The organism is Microcoleus sp. N9_B4, from assembly GCF_036701635.1.
In the GTDB taxonomy this organism is placed as follows: domain Bacteria; phylum Cyanobacteriota; class Cyanobacteriia; order Cyanobacteriales; family Microcoleaceae; genus Microcoleus.
Genome location: NZ_JAUBRC010000001.1, coordinates 273,179 through 291,102, shown reverse-complemented (window position 1 = coordinate 291,102; position 17,924 = coordinate 273,179). Strand labels below are relative to the sequence as shown.

17 protein-coding genes and 1 pseudogene are annotated in these 17,924 nt (G+C 45.7%); 8 read left to right on the top strand and 10 right to left on the bottom strand.

The genetic code is table 11. From position 1 onward, the window contains the following. The 4 genes from QUA43_RS01310 to QUA43_RS01295 form a co-directional block, all read right to left on the bottom strand. On the bottom strand, positions 1–363 hold a 363-nt coding region (locus QUA43_RS01310; RefSeq protein WP_333370335.1), incomplete at its 3' end, for a helix-turn-helix domain-containing protein. Positions 364–638: 275 nt separating this feature from the next. Continuing rightward, the gene (locus QUA43_RS01305; protein ID WP_333370333.1) at positions 639–1,388 is read right to left on the bottom strand and encodes an NrtR DNA-binding winged helix domain-containing protein; all 750 of its coding nucleotides are present in this window, start codon (positions 1,386–1,388) and stop codon (positions 639–641) included. Next, on the bottom strand, positions 1,349–1,948 hold the full coding sequence (locus tag QUA43_RS01300; RefSeq protein WP_333370331.1) for a nicotinate-nucleotide adenylyltransferase: 600 nt from the start codon (positions 1,946–1,948) through the stop codon (positions 1,349–1,351). Before QUA43_RS01300 ends, QUA43_RS01305 begins: the two co-directional genes overlap by 40 nt. 125 nt (positions 1,949–2,073) lie before the next feature. Next, on the bottom strand, positions 2,074–3,477 hold the full coding sequence (locus QUA43_RS01295) for a nicotinate phosphoribosyltransferase (protein WP_333370329.1): 1,404 nt from the start codon (positions 3,475–3,477) through the stop codon (positions 2,074–2,076). Between the two features lie 499 nt (positions 3,478–3,976). On the opposite strand from QUA43_RS01295, the gene QUA43_RS01290 reads away from it, so the two are divergent. From QUA43_RS01290 to QUA43_RS01280, 3 genes are all read left to right on the top strand, one after another. Then, on the top strand, positions 3,977–4,126 hold the full coding sequence (locus tag QUA43_RS01290) for an isochorismate synthase (RefSeq protein ID WP_333370328.1): 150 nt from the start codon (positions 3,977–3,979) through the stop codon (positions 4,124–4,126). 615 nt (positions 4,127–4,741) lie between these two features. Further along, the gene (locus QUA43_RS01285) at positions 4,742–6,019 is read left to right on the top strand and encodes a glycosyltransferase (protein ID WP_333370326.1); all 1,278 of its coding nucleotides are present in this window, start codon (positions 4,742–4,744) and stop codon (positions 6,017–6,019) included. A gap of 86 nt (positions 6,020–6,105) precedes the next feature. Continuing rightward, entirely contained in the window at positions 6,106–8,265 is a 2,160-nt protein-coding gene (locus QUA43_RS01280) for a flotillin family protein (protein ID WP_333370324.1), read from the top strand. Positions 8,266–8,404: 139 nt separating this feature from the next. Here the strand turns inward: QUA43_RS01280 and QUA43_RS01275 are convergent, their stop codons facing one another. Further along, on the bottom strand, positions 8,405–8,821 hold the full coding sequence (locus QUA43_RS01275) for a transcriptional regulator (RefSeq protein WP_333370322.1): 417 nt from the start codon (positions 8,819–8,821) through the stop codon (positions 8,405–8,407). A gap of 122 nt (positions 8,822–8,943) precedes the next feature. On the opposite strand from QUA43_RS01275, the gene QUA43_RS01270 reads away from it, so the two are divergent. After that, positions 8,944–9,303 (top strand): DUF2470 domain-containing protein, encoded by a 360-nt coding sequence (locus QUA43_RS01270; RefSeq protein ID WP_333370320.1) that lies wholly within the window; start codon positions 8,944–8,946, stop codon positions 9,301–9,303. Between the two features lie 188 nt (positions 9,304–9,491). Continuing rightward, entirely contained in the window at positions 9,492–11,129 is a 1,638-nt protein-coding gene (locus tag QUA43_RS01265) for an AAA family ATPase (RefSeq protein ID WP_333370318.1), read from the top strand. Positions 11,130–11,269: 140 nt separating this feature from the next. Here the strand turns inward: QUA43_RS01265 and QUA43_RS01260 are convergent, their stop codons facing one another. Next, a complete protein-coding gene (locus tag QUA43_RS01260) occupies positions 11,270–12,346 on the bottom strand; it encodes a DUF3616 domain-containing protein (RefSeq protein WP_333370317.1) in 1,077 nt (358 codons plus the stop codon). A gap of 641 nt (positions 12,347–12,987) precedes the next feature. On the opposite strand from QUA43_RS01260, the gene QUA43_RS01255 reads away from it, so the two are divergent. Beyond that, complete coding sequence (locus tag QUA43_RS01255) at positions 12,988–14,091, top strand: site-2 protease family protein (protein WP_333370315.1); 1,104 nt, start codon at positions 12,988–12,990, stop codon at positions 14,089–14,091. A gap of 169 nt (positions 14,092–14,260) precedes the next feature. Here the strand turns inward: QUA43_RS01255 and QUA43_RS01250 are convergent. The 4 genes and pseudogenes from QUA43_RS01250 to QUA43_RS01235 form a co-directional block, all read right to left on the bottom strand. After that, a pseudogene (locus QUA43_RS01250) lies at positions 14,261–14,830 on the bottom strand (PDC sensor domain-containing protein); the annotation flags it as partial. A gap of 12 nt (positions 14,831–14,842) precedes the next feature. Then, complete coding sequence (locus tag QUA43_RS01245) at positions 14,843–15,064, bottom strand: hypothetical protein (RefSeq protein WP_333370313.1); 222 nt, start codon at positions 15,062–15,064, stop codon at positions 14,843–14,845. Between the two features lie 624 nt (positions 15,065–15,688). After that, the gene (locus tag QUA43_RS01240; protein ID WP_333370311.1) at positions 15,689–15,952 is read right to left on the bottom strand and encodes a hypothetical protein; all 264 of its coding nucleotides are present in this window, start codon (positions 15,950–15,952) and stop codon (positions 15,689–15,691) included. A 108-nt stretch (positions 15,953–16,060) separates the two neighbouring features. Further along, positions 16,061–16,450, bottom strand: coding sequence for an AbrB family transcriptional regulator (locus QUA43_RS01235; protein ID WP_172191324.1), 390 nt, complete (start codon positions 16,448–16,450; stop codon positions 16,061–16,063). Between the two features lie 265 nt (positions 16,451–16,715). Here QUA43_RS01235 and QUA43_RS01230 point away from each other — a divergent pair, with 265 nt between their 5' ends. Both QUA43_RS01230 and QUA43_RS01225 read left to right on the top strand, forming a co-directional pair. After that, a complete protein-coding gene (locus QUA43_RS01230; RefSeq protein WP_190656033.1) occupies positions 16,716–17,159 on the top strand; it encodes an Rrf2 family transcriptional regulator in 444 nt (147 codons plus the stop codon). A 37-nt stretch (positions 17,160–17,196) separates the two neighbouring features. Next, entirely contained in the window at positions 17,197–17,580 is a 384-nt protein-coding gene (locus QUA43_RS01225; protein ID WP_333370309.1) for a GFA family protein, read from the top strand. Positions 17,581–17,924 lie beyond the last annotated feature (344 nt).

Sequence of the window (17,924 nt, the reverse complement as noted above, 5' to 3'; positions counted from 1 at the left end):
AAACCGTTCAAAAGCTTTGTCTACTCGCTTCGAGACATCTTGCAGGATAGTTGAGTCTACCTGCTTGAAGTCTAACATTTCGCCACTATGAAAGACTTTTACTAGGTCTTTTTTGATGACGGGTAGTTGTTGTTTTTGAGAGTAGTAGTTGGGCTTTTCACGAGGCGCAGAGATGCTAGTAACAAATGGACAAGCATTTGTACCAGTGCGGTTTCTTTCCCACCAATCAAATCGATCACCTAGTTGTCTGTTGTACCAATAGCGACAGACTCTCAACCAATGATTGAGGGTTAATTTTTGATTAGTGTCGGGAGAGAATTTGTACTGATATGTTACTTTCATTCCGCCACGACCTTTACGCATTTGCTTGTTGCTTGTAATAAAAATACCAGAAAATACTATGTAAAGTCAAGTAGTGATTTAATATTTATGTCAATCAATGATGTTGGTAAACAAAGAAAAGATTTGTTCACCTCGTCATCCACATCTTCATTGCTCGCCCGCTATGCTGGCGAGGACATGAAGATGCGAAATCCTCGGTTCACGCGCCTCTCATCCCACACCAATCGAAGCGATATCGCGCGAGGGATTCCCGTCTGACTAGCTAAATTGATCCCCGAATGTCATCCAAGGAACAGCTAGATAAACACCAGAGGCTTATTTTTGAAAGGAGCAAAAGCGGCCGCATCAAAGCGGTACAAACTAGCAGGGCGGCCAGCCCCGCGCGAAACCTTAACACCTGTATCGCACAAAAAACCCAATTTCAACAATCGAGCTCTAAAATTAGAATAATCAGAAAAATTTTCCCCCAAAATAGTTGTATAAAGTTGATACAAATCGCTCAAAGTAAAAAGTTCCGGCAAAACTTCAAAAGCTACCGGGCTGTATTCAAGTTTGTTACGCAGCCGCCGATATCCGTATTCGAGAATTTGATTGTGATCGAAGGCCAGCTTAGGGACTTGCTGCACGGGATACCAAGCAATGCCGCCGACGCGGTGGCCCACACCCGCCACTACACTCCCAGCAATTAACTCAGCTTCCTCAAAGCGAACCAAAGCAAAATAACTAACCGAAAGATAACGATCGCCCCTGGTAATTTCCCGAGGATCGCGCCCCGGTTGTCCAAAAGTATACAATTGCTCCAGATACAAATTTTTTACCCGAATTTTCTCAGATAAAATTCGGTAAGCCGCATTTTCAAGAGACTCGCCCTGACGCACCAAAGTACCGGGAAGACTCCAAGAATCGATAAACGGTTCGTCTGGCCGCATTACCAACAGCACCAACAAGCGGTTCTGCACGGTATCGACGGAAAAAATAACATTATCTACTCCTACTTTAAAGTCAGCTAATGAGCAACCTTCGCTCTTTTTTGTGCCTCGTGCCATGCGTACAAATGCTCCCTATGGATGTAATCTTCGATGGTCGGAGTCAGAGCTTCCCTGTCTCCTGTTTCCCGATAGGAAGTAGAAGAAACATTGGGTGCACTCAAAGATGCGATCGCCACGTCTGCACCCATGCGCCTCAACTGCCACAAATCTATTTGCTCTGACGGATAACCGGGTCGCGGTACTATCAGCAGATCAACTTGTTTTAACAATTGTTCAAATTTGTACCAGCGAGACAGTTGCCCTACCAAGTCCGAACCTATTACCAGAGTCAAATCTGAATTCGGCCACAGCAATCTTGCTTGTTCCACAGTTTCCACCGTCCTCGGACTGCTGAGTTCTGGATGCAAGCAAAGATTGTGTCTGGGCGAATTAATTTCTTGAATCATTAACAGCAGCATTGCCGATCGGTGTTCTAGAGAAGTTTGGTGCGACTTAAAAGGATTGTCCGATGCCCAAACTGCTACCCAATCAAAATGTTGGGAAAGCCAACTCAGAATTGTTTTGTGTCCTGCTGTGGGTGGATCGGCACTTGTTCCAAAAAGAGCAATCTTCTGCATAGGGAATCGGTAATTGGGAATTGTTGACTGTTGACTGTTGACTGTTGATTGTTGATTGTTGACTACTGACTACTGACTACTGACTACTGACTACTGACTACTGACTACTGACTACTGACTACTGACTACTGACTCTTTTTCGTTTTTTGGGTGAGACTCTGCAAATCTGTAGAAATTTCCACTGAGGGCGAAATCGGGTTGTCAAGTTGGCGAGTTTCGGGTCGAAGACTGGCGACAGAAGCAGCAGTGCGTTTGGCGATCTCCTCCAAACTTTCCGGCTTATGCACTCGTTTGCCATCCTTGACAACCAACTCCATTAACGGTAAGTAAGAATCGCAATTGTCAATAGTTTCTCCCGACAATCCCAAACAATCTCCGAGAATTTGCCCATTTTCAATATGTCTAAAAATTTGCTTTCTTCCTGGATATGTTACCTTGCCGCTTGCCTCTTTCATCACCGGAATTCCGTCAATTTCCACCAACTTATAAACACCGTTCACAGGGGAACCGCTGACCAACTTGGTTCCTAAACCGTAACCGTCAATGCAAGCACCGCTACTTTTTAATTTAGCAATTTCTCGATCGTCCAAATCCCCACTAGCAAAAATTGGAACGCCCGGAAGGATCGATCGAACTTCCCGAGACAGCACCGCCAAATCGCCCGAATCCAGCCGCACGCCTTCCAACTGCATTTCACCGCTGTTTACTCGATCGGCCAACATCCGCGCCGCCGCCACAGTATCATAAGTATCTATCAGCAGCGGCGCCCCCGGAAAATAGCGGTGAAAAGCTGCAAACGCCTGATTCTCGCTACCTTCGAGGGCAGCCACAGCCATTACCAAAGCATGGGCGATCGTACCTACAGGCTTGCGGCCCAACTTCAAAGCAGCCAAAACATTAGAAGTTCCATCGAATCCCGCAGCCAGCGCTGCCCTAGCCGCCCAAACAGCAGCTTGAGGTCCAAAAGCCCTGCGCGTCCCGAATTCCAGCAACTTAGCCTCCGGGCCCGCCACATCGCGCAGCCGCGCTGCCCGCGTCGCAATCAAAGTTTGATAATTTATGGCATTCAATAAATAAGTTTCCACTAACTGAGCCTGCCACAGAGGAGCCTCAATTCGCAGCAGAGGCTCGTTGGCAAACACCGCCGTCCCCTCCGGCACCGCCCAAACATCGCCAGTAAAACGGGCTGTGGCGAGTAAAGTCCAAAATCGCTCCGGGGCGCCGGCAAAAATCCCAGTGGACTGCAAAGCCTGAATTTGCGCCGGCGAAAACCGAAATTTTTCCAAATAATCGATAACTTGCGCCAAACCCATCGCGATCGCGTAGCCAAAACCTTCTGGCAGCCTGCGCGCGAACAACTCAAAACTCGCGGCCCGCCCGTCGAGCCCTTCCCCGACGTAACAAGCGGCCATCGTTAGCTGGTAGAGATCGGTCAAAAGGCTGTAATCTGCTGAAGAAACCGTCAGTTCCTGGTCTTCTAAGATTTCTTCAAAACCTGTGAGCTGCAGGCTTTCTGTGGTAGTTTTCATAAAAAAAACCCCGAACAAACTTCTTTTTTTTAATTATAGTGACAAATACCATATCTTTTTGTAAATATTTGATAAAGATTGCAGATATTTGTCGAAAAAATTCGCTAAATATGCCCTTTAATAGCGGATTTCGGTTAATTGGTAGATTAATATTATGGTAAAACCAATATAAATACTGAATTTAACAAACTCAGGAATTAAGCACAAACACTCAAGCGTTCCGGGTTTTTTGCGAAAATATTTCGTTGCAGCCTTTGAATAGAGTTAGACAACCCGGTTTCTGAGTGTCGGAGGGCGATCGCGAGTGCTGGAGTTGAGCAAGGAAAAATCTACCAGCAAAAGGTCGATCGTCCAAAAATGCGTAATTTCTCTAACCTTCAGTTTGCTTCTATGTTGCAGACCAATAAGTAATTAAAATAAATATTGCTAAACTCATCCACAGCCTAAAAATCAGAGTAATATTAAAAGTATCAGAACCCTGACAAGAGAGGCAGATTCTATGAATCTTTCTAAATCTTTGGCAAACGCGATGCGTTACGTTTCGGAAGCAGCGGTGCGGATTTTTAGCCCCAGCGATGACAACTATCCAAATAGTGGAGTTCAACCTTTTGAGGGTAAGCCCTCCAAAAGTGCTAAATCCAAAGAATGAACAGCCATTCCCACCGTTTCTAGCGAGTTCGGCACAGGCATTCAGTTTAACAGTCAACGGTTAACAATTAACTGTTGACTGTTAACTTTTGAGTTTTGATTTTGACTGTTAATAGTAATTGTAGGTGGGGTTTCTCTTCGTTCGACCCAACGTACAATTACCAATCACCAATTACACTGAACGTCCACAATGGATAAAAGGCCGATTCAGTGTAGACTAAGCTTTTGAAATAAAGATTTCCCCCCCGGTTTACTGCGTATAAATTAGAGAAAAACGAAGCAAAACTAGAGCCTTTTGTTGCACTGGGGTTGGTTCAGTGATATTATCAAAAACAAAGCTAGCACCATTAATAGTTGATTGAATTTGATTGTGAGCTAGAGTACCCAAATCTGCTAGTAACTAACCTTTAGTTGAGAAGATTACCTAAACTTCTGGCTAGGTATCGAATATCCCACAAAAATATATACTGGTAACACTCTCTTGCACTGACTAAAGCCTGCGTCCCATTCCTGAGTTTCTGCAAGCGATCGTCCCAACTCCCCAACCCCCCAACACAAACCACTCATACCGCCGATTCCATGCTAAAAAGGTTAAATTCACACGGAGCCTTAACTCATGACCCACTTCGGCATTCTCTGTCCGGGATTCGGCAGCCACCTCAACACTATGATATCTTTGGGCTGTGAACTGCTTCGCCGAGGCCATCGAGTCACCGTATTTAACTTCCTCGATGCTAAGGGCAAAACTCTAGCCAGTGGCTTAGAATTCCAGCCATTCGCTGAAGAAGAGTTTCCCGTCGGCTGGTTTGCAGAAATCCTTACCCAACGCGGAAAACTTAGTGGAGTTACGGCATTGCGACATACTTTGAAGGAAGTCGCTCAGACTTCGACTGCTATTCTCAGAGAGGCTCCCATCGCCATTAAAAAAGCTGGCGTAGAAGCTTTGCTAGTAGACCAAGTTTGTCTCGAAGGAGGAACAATTGCCGATTTTCTAAACATTCCTTTTATCACAGTTTGCAGTGCGTTACTGTTAAATCGAGACCCCAACATTCCTCCCATTTGTACCCTTTGGCAGTACGATCCGACTTGGAAAGGACGCTTACGCAATCAAGTCAGCTATCAGTTACTCAGTTTGCTTGCAAGACCGATTCGAGAAAGAATTTCTGAGTATCGCCAAGAGTGGAACTTACCTTTGCACTCTCACCCGAATGATGCTTACTCGAAACTAGCTCAACTCAATCAACATCCGGCTGAATTCGACTTTCCCAGGCAAAATTTACCGCCGCATTTCCATTTTACCGGCCCCTATCACAACTCAGCGACGCGCAAACCAGTACCTTTCCCTTTTGAACAATTAACTGGGAAACAATTGATTTATGCCTCAATGGGAACTATTCAAAATCGCTTGTTGGAGGTTTTTCAAACGATCGCCTCTGCTTGTGAAGGATTAGACGCCCAATTGATAATATCTCTCGGAGGTGGTGCGACTCCCGAATCTTTGCCGCCCCTGCCGGGAAATCCGATCGTTGTTGGTTATGCACCGCAATTAGAATTGCTGCAAAAAGCCACTCTGACGATTACTCACGCCGGGATGAATACGACTTTGGAATCTTTGAGCAATGGAGTCCCAATGGTAGCAATTCCTGTGGCAAATGACCAGCCGGGAGTGGCGGCGCGGATTGCTTATACGGGTGTTGGCGAAGTCGTTTCTTTGAAGGAATTGAGCGTTCCTAAACTACGATCGGCAATTGTGAAAGTCCTAACCCAAGAGTCATATAAACAAAGGGCGATCGAGATGCAAGGGGCGATCGGGCGATCGGGAGGAACTAAGCGCGCCGCTGATATTATCGAACAGGTTGTATTGACTGGTAAACCTGTTTTCGATCAAAAATAACCGCAGACTTTCAATAAGTTTTATGTAGGCATTTGGAATCAAGGCTAAGCTGGATGTAATAAGACACTAGAGCTTATATGAAAAAAATGCTTTATTCACTTTTGCCTAAATCTCAAGTCAAAGTTCGGATTTTCAAACAGTTAGCAGCGGCTGTTTCGGCTTCCTTAGCTCTCAGTGCAATTAGCACTTTGAAACCCTCGCCGGTATTAGCAGCTAGCAATATCCCCCTAGCACAAACCTCGACTCAGCTAGCAGCAAAACCTGATTCTAGCTTGCAGTTAGGGCAGTTACGCAGCACTGTTCCCCTGCAGACAATGCAGCTCGATCCGGGCGGATTTATCCCGATCGCGATCGGCGGTACGATCATTATTCTGGTGCTGCCGCTATTTTTTGGCGGATTGGTAGTAATTGGCGATCGGGAAGTTGGCATTGTCAGTAAAAAGTTTAGCTTCGGCGGCAAGTCTTTGCCCCCAGGAGATTTAATTGCCTTAAACGGAGAAGCTGGATATCAAGCTGATACATTGCCTCCCGGTTGGCACTGGGGTTATTGGCCTTTGCAGTACAACGTTCGCAAAGAGTCTCTGACTGTGGTTCCCCAAGGTGAAATTGCTCTCATTATCGCAGCAGGTGGTAAGTCAATTCCACCGCAGCGCATCCTCGGCAAAATCACAGAATGTGACAATTTTCAAGATGCTCGCCAATTCCTCAAAGGCGGGGGCGAAAAAGGTAGACAACTCGGCATCTTGACTGGTGGTAGCTATCGAATTAATACAGCATTATTTACAGTAATTACAGCGGCAAATGCTGCCAAACACGGGATGACAGCAGAACAATTAAAGCTGTACAGAATTGCCCCCGATAAAGTGGGAATTGTCACAACTTTTGACGGCGTTCCCATTCAAGATGGCGAAATTGCTGGCCCGATTATCCCGAATCACGACAACTTCCAAAACGCGCAAAAATTTATCACCGCTGGCGGGCGGCGCGGTTTGCAGGAACAGGTTTTGCTTTCCGGTTCGTGGAACTTAAATCCTTGGTTTGTCGGGGTTGACCAAGTGGCGATGACCGAAATCCCGATCGGCTATGTCGGCGCGGTGATTTCCTATGTCGGCAAAACCTCGGAAGATGTGAGCGGCGCTGCTTTCACTCACGGAAATTTAGTAAATGTCGGCAATAAAGGGGTTTGGGTAACTCCCCTTTATCCGGGGAAACATCCGCTGAATACTCGCATTTTGAAAGTAGAGTTAGTGCCGACTACTAATATAGTATTGAACTGGTCTGGAAAAACAGAAAGGCACAGTTACGATTCTCAACTTTCGTCTTTAACTGTGCGTTCTCAAGACGGTTTTGCCTTTGATTTAGAAGTAGCTCAGATTATTCACGTCGGCGCTTTGGATGCTCCCAAAGTCATCTCTCGCGTCGGTTCGATGCAGAATTTAGTTGACCACGTTTTGCAGCCGACAATTGGGAATTATTTCCGCAATTCGGCTCAAGCTTATTCTGTATTAGATTTTCTCTCCGCAAGAAGCGGCAGGCAAGCGGAAGCGGCCGAGTATATCAAAGCAGCTTTGCGTACCTACGACGTGCAGGCAATTGATACTTTAATCGGGGATATTTTGCCGCCTGCAGAGTTGATGCAAACTCAAACAGATCGCAAAATTGCGGAAGAACAGTGCAAGACTTATGAGGTGCAGCAATTAGCACAAACTCAGCGGCAACAATTGGTGCGGGAAACGGCGCTGGCTGAGATTCAACAAGAGATGGTGAAATCGGAACAAGGCGTGAAGATTTCTGAGTTGAAAGCGAATTCTCAGGTGAAACAAGCTCAAGGCGAAGCTGAGTCGATTCGGGTGAAGGGAAATGCTCAAGCTGAAGCTTATCGCGCGGGTGTTGTGGCTTTGGGAGGTTCGGGTTATACGGCTTTGCAGTTAATGCAAATTATAGGCGATCGCAACGTGCGAGTTGTGCCGGATGTGGCGGTAACAGGCAACGGTAGCGGTGGCGGTTTGGTTGATGGTTTGCTGGGAATGATGATGTGGAATCAAACGAGCAAAAATGGAGAAAATGGCGGGGAGTTGCCGGTAGTAAACCTACAGACATCGGAACCTGCAGCCAAGTTACCGATAGCCAAGGTGCATTCTGTTAAGCCGCCGGCATCTCGCGCTAATTCCCCTGTTGCCAATTCTGAGTCTGATATTGATTCGCTGTTTGATGAATTGCCGTTTGACGATCGATCTTTTAGTTAAAATTTTCGTTTGTAGTGATCACTGTAGGGGCGGGTTCACCAACCATCTGTGCCTAAAACAGATAATCTCATAAACCCGCCCCCGCCCAACCGTAAATCTCCATCTACTTTTTCAAAATAAAAGGAGAAGCATTGGAAATTCAAGCAGTTGTTTTGACTTGATGCAGTGGAAAGAAAACCGCCGGCGAGACACTAAAAAGCTCTGCAAGCTTTTGTATGTGTTCAGTTGTAAGTTGACGCTTTTCATGGAGGATATCTGAGACAATAGACTCGGTTTTAAAAACAGGAACTAGGTCTTTTTGTCTCAGACCAAATTCTTCGATTAAAGCTTTTAACATTTCTATCCCATAAATGTCAGGTATGGGTTCTAAAGTTTTCTCGTATTCATAAATTAGAGTTCCAAGTACGTTTAGATATTCGCGTTCGTCTGAATTCAGTTCGCCTTTGTCCAACAGAAAATCGATCGCTTCTTGAGTGGCAATTAATTCCTCCTCAGCAGTTATGGGTCGCGGCGGAAATGTTTTGAGTAGTTCGATATAAGCACTACAGTTTTTCATGTTAATATGCAATATTAAGCAAGTAACATTTTATCATTTAATTGAATAGTTTGATTATTTAACCGCAGATAAACGCCGATAAACGCGGATATAATTTAGTTATTTATCCCTCATAACTCTTGATGCAATTCCTCGCTATTGAAAACTTTGTACCGATCGCAGTACAATCGATCGATATTGCATCTGAGGAATCTCCCATGTCAGAACAGTTTTCCACTGAGATTAGCGATCGCATCTGCGCTCACATGAACGAAGACCACGCTAGTGCTGTCGTGCTATATGCTCAAGCATTTGGCGGCAAACCAGAGGCGACGGAAGCTCAAATGCTCGCTATTGATGCCAATGGCATGGATTTAACCGCTAAAGTCAACGACGAAACAGTGCCTGTTAGAGTAAATTTCGATCGCACTTTAAAAGACGCCGAAGATGCTCACCACACTCTCATTGAAATGGTGAAACAAGCTCGAAAAGTTGCTAAGTAGTCAATTGCGTACTATTCTGTTATAATTTTAACGTTTGCAGTACAGACTTTAGTCTGGTTAAATAGTTGTTAAGGACTCAAGTCCTTAGTGAAAACCTTTAGTTAGGTTAATTTTTTTTAAAGACTAAAGTCCGTACTGCCCAAAAAATATTTAATAAAGTTTAATTTTACTCTAAACTATCCAATAAAATGACAGAAAATTACCCAAACCCCAAAGCATTAGATGTCGTCAAGGGCAGTAAAAATAACCATTTCGAGGCACTGGTAAAGCGACTAGATTTGATGATTCGCGCCCGCTATTCGCTGCTGTACATTGTCAGCGCGGAGGAGGAACCAGTCGAGGCTGTAATTGCCCAAGTAGCGCTGCAAGTAACTCCCGCGCGCCGGGTGTTGTTCTGGGATCTCGTGCGCGGCTGGGAGGATAACGGTTCTGGGAAAGGTTCGGTAATGGCGGCGCTCGATCGCGTCAGCAAAACTGCTGTTGAAGAATATACCATATTTGTACTGCGGGATTTGCACCCAATTTTGAAATATCCATACACCGAAAAAAATGCGGCGGTAGTGCGAGAATTGCGGAATTTAACGCGAGAATTGAAGCGCAGCAAAAAAACTATAGTTCTTACTTCTCACACGCTGGAATTACCGGAGGAATTGAAAGAAGAAGTCACAGTAATTGATTTTCCTTTGCCCAACGTCCAAGAAATCGACAGTTTAATTTCCCACGTTGTGGAAAAGCCGCAACAGTTGCAAGTTAGCGGTTTAGCAAGGGAACAATTGGTGAAAGCTTGTCAGGGTTTGAGTCGCGCTAGAATCGGGCGGGTTTTGGCTAAAGCTTTGGCCGCCAAACAGCAAATTAACGAGTCAGATATTGACGGAGTTTTGGAGGAAAAACAGCAAGCAATTCGCCAAACGGGAATTTTGGAGTTTTTCAACTCCAGAGAATCCCTAAAAAGTGTGGGGGGCTTGGAGAATTTGAAACAGTGGGTAAAGATGCGGCAAGATGCTTTTACTGATGAAGCGCGTCGCTACGGTATACCGAATCCGAAAGGAGTTTTGTTAGTAGGAATTCAAGGAACGGGCAAATCTTTATCGGCGAAAACAATAGCCTCAGAATGGCGTTTGCCGCTGCTGCGATTGGATACTGGGAGATTGTTTGGCGGCGTGGTCGGGGAAAGCGAAAGTCGCGTCAGGCAAATGATACAATTAGCAGAGGCGATCGCACCTTGCGTTTTGTGGATCGATGAAATAGATAAAGCCTTCGGCAACATTATCAGCGGCAGCGACGGCGATTCGGGAACTTCGCGCCGGGTATTCGGCAGTTTGATTACTTGGATGCAGGAAAAAACCAGTCCGGTGTTTATTGTCGCCACTGCAAATAACGTCAGGATTTTGCCGGCAGAGTTGCTGAGAAAAGGCAGGTTTGATGAAATTTTCTTTTTAAATTTGCCCTCAGAGTCGGAACGGCAAGATATCTTTAAAGTGCATTTGCAGCGACTGCGGCCTACTAGATTGCGCGAGTTTGATTTGGGGGTTTTGGCGAAGTGCGCTGAGAATTTTAGCGGTGCAGAAATTGAGCAAGTTGTAATTGATGGATTGTATCGGGCTTTTGGCACTTTTGTCAACGGACAGCGCCGGGATTTGATGACCGAGGATATTTTGAGGTCGATCGAGGATACAGTACCTTTAGCTGCGATCGCGCGATCGCAAATTGAAGATTTGAAGCGCTGGGCGGCGGAAGCGGGCGCGAGAACAGCATCTAACGATACTCACTTAATTGATGAATTGAAACGCTACAGCCAGCGGCGGAGGGATGCGATAGACAATTAATCCCACTTGTAGGGTGCGTCAGTTAAGGTCTAATTAATTCTGGGAAAAATCCCATCAGACGCACCTTACTAATCGCATGGTGCGTCAGTTAATTGGTGATTAATTATCCCAAATATCTCCCGTTATGACGCACCATACTACTACGAACCTAATTTAAAAACATCAGCAAGAATAGCATTTTCTTCCACCATTCTCCCCGCATCCGGGGAATCGTAAACAACTAACAGCGAATTCTGCCCCCCCAAATACGGAAACAGCGACAACCCCTCAGCATTGTCCGTACCCACCTTAAAAGGCAAGTCAAACAATACCTCCAAATCTCCCCCATCTTGTCCAGTAATACTGTCGCCCGATCGCTCTAAAATCCCCTTTAACCGAAAAACCCTCATCGCCCCCGATAAAGTCATCGTCGGCCCGGCTAAAACAATCAAATCTTCCCCGTTCCAGCACAATTCTCGCACCCCCAAACCGTTCAAATCAACAAAATGTTTCTTGTAAAACTTGTCGGCTTCACCAATAGCCTTTAGCTTTAAAACTCCCTGTTTAGACTCTTGCACTTCTATTTCTAAAATTATCGCCCAACCCCGCAGTACAGGCCCCCGTAAACCAAGAAAAATCCGATTGCCGCGCACCGCCAACCCTTCAATATCAAAACCATTTTCTTTACTCGGAATCGGCACAGATAAAAATAGACCGAGATGGCTGTCATCTTTCAGCGCATCAGTCAGCAAATTCCCCGTTTTTGTCCGCTGAAGGTATCCCGCTTTCAGTTGGTTTTTGGGATTTTCAGGATGGGAAATTGACTTGCACAACATCCCGTCTTTCAGAGGAAGGCGCGCCAGCAAATAGCGGTTGACCTCAGTCTCGATTTCTGCTAATCTTTCAATGTCTTTGTCGGCGTCTTTGCCTTTAGTTTTTTTGCGTTTTGTGCTGTGAGAACCGACCACCCAAAGATAATCGCTGTTGAAATCCATTCCTTCGATATCGATTTCGGATTTTCCAGGTAGATCGATAAAATCGGCGATCGCAAATTTTTGATGTTCTCCAAAAATATGAGGCGCGACAGGCGACAAACGCTCGATCGAAGTCGTTTCATCGGAACCCAGCCACAAATGACCATCGGGAGTTAAAGCAACAGCGGATAAGTCTGTAATGATATCAGCGGCTTCGCTGTTTAATTGCAGCATCAGCCGGCCGAGCAAAAAAGATTCTGGCATAATTATTAGCACCAAAACTATTGGTATGGTCAGTCATTATAGCTAAAGCTGCTTGAAACTGATATCTTGCTACAGGTGTAATAGTCCGCCGGGAATTAATTCTCCGTCTCAAAGCTTGCATTCAGTTAAAACAGAGATGTTGCACCATTCTCAATAAAGCTTTTATGGGCTAGAAGCCCAACCCCTACTCCCCACAATAAAATTTAATTTTTGTGGAACAGGCCGGAAAGCCTGTTCGCGAGCCCAACCCCTACTCCCGACAAGAAAGAAAATTCATCTGTTGTGGAACAGGCATCTTGCCTGTTCATGACACAGGTGCAAAAAGAAAATTCATCTGTTGTGGAACAGGCATCTTGCCTGTTCATGACACAGGTGCAAGATTTGAGTTAAAACCGACTCAAAACTAAAACAGAAAATTAAAACAGATATCCTCCTCAAGCCTCATAGCAAGAACTTCCGTTTTGAGATAAGGATTTTTAACCCCTAGCGGGCCAAACCGCAGTCGGGGGTAATTATTCAGCAAACCGAACCTCCACAGACGGATAACACCCTAATTGAAGCATTAACATTGCCGTTACGTTTCGTTACGATAGGGAGACAGAGAGAAAAACCTCTCCTTCGTAAAATCAGAGGTAGCCATTATGAACGGTACATTTCGCGTCGGCAACCTGTTTGGGATTCCCTTCTTTGTCAACGCATCTTGGTTTTTAGTTCTGGGTTTAGTAACCTGGCAGTACGGTGGCGCATTAGCTGCCCTGTTTCCCACATTGGGCCCCGTAGCGCCCTGGATGCTGGGATTATTCACAGCGTTACTGTTATTTGCTTCCGTCTTAGCCCACGAATTAGGACACAGTTGGGTAGCCATTAAACAGGGAATTGGCGTGAAATCAATTTCGCTATTTCTGTTTGGCGGACTGGCTAATTTAGAAAGAGAATCCAAAACCCCAGCCGAAGCATTTTGGGTAGCAATTGCAGGCCCGTTGGTCAGCTTATTTTTATCCGGTTTGTTAACAGCGATAGGCATCGGTGCTGGTCTCACAGGCCCCGCAGCCGCCATCGTCGGACTTTTAGCTTCCATCAACTTAGTTTTAGCCTTATTTAACTTAATTCCCGGTTTGCCCCTCGACGGTGGCAACATCCTCAAAGCGATCGTCTGGAAAATTACTGGCAACCCTTACAAAGGTGTAATTTTTGCTAGCCGCGTTGGTCAAATAATTGGTTGGATTGCCATTGCTACAGGCATATTCGGCAATATTTGGAATCTAGTAATCGGTTGGTTCTTACTGCAAAATGCCGGTCAATCTGCCCAATATGCCACAGTCCAAAATGAACTGGCAGGCTTGACAGCCGCAGATGCTGTGACCCCCGAAAGTCCGATCGTCTCCCAAGACTTGTCCCTCAGAGAATTTGCCAACAACTACGTTATCGGTAGCACTCAAACCTGGCGCAGGTTCCTGGCAACAGATGATGCCGGACAATTGGTAGGGGCGATCGACCTTGACGACCTCAAAACCATTCCTACTGGACGCTGGCCCGAAGTTTTAGTGAAAGAACTCCTGAAGCCGATCGAATTTTCCACAACCGTCAAACCAGAATTATCCCTCCTCGAAGTCGTCACCCTCCTAGAACAACTCAAAGTACAAGAACTACCCGTCATTCGCGAAAATGGTGTCCTCGTCGGACTTGTAGAAAAAGCTGAAATTGCCCGCCTGCTACAAAGACGAGCCGAAGCCAACCCTGCTTAATATCCTCAGATACTTGACAAATAATAGTTAACCCCCTCGATTTCCCCTTACCAAAAGGGCGATCGGGGGGGTTAACTCTAGCTTGACAAAAGTCAAGTCAAACACTAAATTATTAGCAGCAAATCAAGCATGATAATTATCAGAGTGTATTGACCTTTGAGCGAGGACGTTAGGCCATCTCACGACTATGGTCGCAGCAGCGCCGCCAAACCAAGTAAAATTGTAGTCTGGTATTTCTGTTAATTTCCCCCAGAAAATCGGATTTGGGAACTGCGATCGCAATCAGCCAGTTCAAACCGTAAACATCAGAAAACGGCAGCACTTCCACAAAATATTCCTGCCCGTCTCGGCTAAATTTCAGTTGGTGCCGCTGCTTAATGTCGCCAAAGCCCCCGAAGTGTTCGTACAAATATTTAGCTGCGGTGCGAATGACAGGAGTTTGACTGTCTAAAACATTCACCCGCTGCTGTTGCTGCTTTCCCGACATCATTCTAAAGGGTGATTCTTGACTTGAACTGGCAACCAGCAAGCCCGATCGTTCGATCGCGAAAATTTGTCCCGTTTTGCTAAGCTTGATGCGATCGAGATATTGCTGAAGCTCCGAGAGCGAAAAGTCTACTGCACTAACTCCCAGCAATTTACCATTTCGATCGCGAATGGGTTGGCTGGCAGCAATAAAAACAGTCCCAGGAGTAAAACCTGGATAAATGCTCGTCCAAATCGGTTTATTAGCTGCAACAGCTTCTTTGTACTAGGGGCGGAGACGGGCATCGTAGGTTCCGGGTTCTGCCTTTAATTTAGCGGTGCGAGTGCCTAGGCCGTCTGTAGCGTAGTATATGCTCTGAAAGTTGGTAGACTTGTTCGCCGCGACAATTTGCAAGCTGTTATCCGTGGGGTTGCGCCAAATGCCGAGATATTCTCCTGATTTTCCTGTACCGAAGGATATCCAGTGAATGCTTTGAAAAGATCGCATTTGCTACCAAAGGAACTTCTCTCCCCGAGGCTGGGGCCTTTCTAACTGTAAGTTTAATTCACCGCGCTCGATCGCTTCAGCGTTAAGTTTATTTACCCACTGGGTAGGTTCGAGAAAAGAAATCAGCTTTTCTTCAACTCTTCCCCGTCTCCGCGATCAATTTCTCGGCGAGCTCTTCGACTGCTCTTTCTCCGTTGCGAAAGGAAAGATACCCGACAATCCCAACTGCTGCGACGATTTGCAGCACAAAAGAGGCCACTAGAAGGCGACGCAGGGAGATTTTTGTTTGGTGTTGAGAAGTTTTACTCGCGAATCGGGGCAACGGCATAGGCTGGTGACTAATTGCTCCCTAACACTTTAACTGTTCCAGCTTGTAATTTCCCTTACGGGCGATCGAGGTGTTTCCTTGCCCTCAAAACCCCTCCCACACACAAAAATCAGGAGCAAGCACGAGACTTATACAATTTTAGATTTTAGATTTTAGATTAAATAATTGGGGAGAAATGATGAAGCTCGTGCTTTGGAGTTGGCCGACAGTACATTATTTTTTTTAACTGGTATTACGCACTCTTGGCTGAGAATACTTCGGTTATTTTCTTGCTTTGTTCGGTTTTGTAGCTCAGCCTAACCTGCTTCTTGGCTGGAACATCGACCATCGAAACTCAACATCCATCCGTTAAATGCGTTATAAAATCCGCTGCTGAACATCCATCCCTTACATCCGTTACATCCGCTACACAATCCGTTGCCGAACTTCTCTTCAACAGCTACGCGGAAAATCCCCCGCTTGTCCACACGGATATAGCGAGGGGCGAGAATAGGTATTCTCGGAAAATATAAAGTAGTGGCAGTGGCTTTTGTCGAGCCATTGCCATCTATAGAAGCCATAGTGTTTTAGGCTCACAGAAAGATTTCTGAGCCAATTCTTTGCTTGCAGTCAATGCTTGAAGTCAAACCAACCAGTTCAAGCAAGAAGTCAAAGCAAGTCGTAAAGGCCTAGGATACTTCTTCTTCTCTATCGATTTGGCGCAGGTGAATGTGCTTGCGTCCCAGAGAGATTTCAAATTCATCTCCTGGCTGGAGTTCCATCTGTTTGGTGTAGGCCGCTCCAATCAGTAAGTTGCCGTTAGATTGAACGCTAATCCGATAGCTGGCAGAGCGTCCGCCACGTCCATTGCCGTTTTGCTTCCCGTCTAGCTGAATGCCTTCTGCATCAATCAGCGCATTCAGGAATTTCATCATGTTGACCCGTTCTACGCCGTTCTTGGTAACGGTGTAGTAGCCACAGGCTCTAGCTTTTTCTTCCTTGGTAAGGTTCTCTAGGTCTTTGACCTTTTTGATCAGATCTTCGCCTTCAAGGGGTTCGATATTTTTCTTTTTAGCCATTTACTGAGTCCTGAAATATTCAACTGGTGTACGGATTTTTTCTCGGTTGGTTTTTGGTTTGACCAAGAAACTTTAGCTTTATAGCTGGTCGTAAAACCATATTACACCGATCGGCTCAATTGTTAACCACTATTATCTAAATATTTTTAACAACCTGCAGTCTTTCTTGAGGAGTAGCTGCAACCGGTGCGAGCAATCTCTAAACTCGGTAGCATAAGCTATCAGCTATCAGCTAGCTGAATATTTGCCCCGCTCTTAAAATCCCATGAAGTTAACCACACGCGGACACTACAGTGTCAAAGCATTACTGGATCTAAGTTTGCAACCTCGCTTTGGCCCGACATCGGTGAAATCGATAGCGAAGCGACAGGAGTTACCGGCTCCGTATCTAGAAAAATTGCTGATTGAAATGCGACGAGCCGGTTTAGTCCAATCAGTTCGGGGTGCCCAAGGAGGATATCAATTGGCCCGCCAGCCCGCTCAAATCTCTTTAGGACAAATCTTAGAGGCTGTAGGTGAAACTATTGAACCTTTACCTCGACATTTTCCCGACGCGACGCAAGCAGAGGACTGGGTAACATTCAGTTTGTGGAACCGATTGCACAAAAAACTTGCCGAAGCGCTGTACAGTATTTCCCTCGAAGACTTATACTATGATGTTCGCAGTTGGCAAGCGGCTCTTGGGGAAGAAACTAGCTTTATCATTTAAATGGTAAGTTCATTCATTCGATCGGCAGCAAGCACACATGGACGCAACACTTGTTACTTACTTTGGTGGCTGTCACTGCGGAGCTGTCCGCTTCCGTGTCGCCGTTGACAAACACGAAGCATCTGATTGCAACTGCTCTATCTGTAAAAAGAAGGGATTTTTGCATCTCATTGTGCCACCGGAACGTTTTGCCTTGCTCAGTGGCGAAGATGTTTTGACAACCTATACATTTAATACAGGAACTGCTCAACATACTTTCTGCCGAATTTGCGGCATTCACTCGTTCTATCGCCCCCGATCGCATCCCGATCATTTCGATGTCAACGTCCGCTGTCTTGACTCAGATGCCATCGAACACTTTCAGATCCTACCCTTTGACGGTGTTAATTGGGAGGAGAACGTACACTTGCTGGGCGACTAAAGTAATCTCAGCAGTTATAGCAACCACGCCTGATGATGATGAGGTTTTGAATTGCTCAAACCCTTGCCTTTATTGCTTCTTCCTTCTTCCTTCTACTATCAAATCGCCCCTCAAAAAATCAAAGTCCGCAAGGGTAGCAGGAGTTAAAATCTGCTCTCTGGGGCGAGAGCTCCTGCTCTGAAAATCAAGGAAGATGGTTCGGGCCCCTGGATTCATCCGTGGAGCGAGAAAAAAGCTCCTCGCTCCCCATCGCAAGTCCCCGGATTGATCGGTGGGGTCGCTTTCTTCAATTCTTTAATCTAAAATCTAAAATCTAAAATCTAAAATCGATTGACGGACTATCA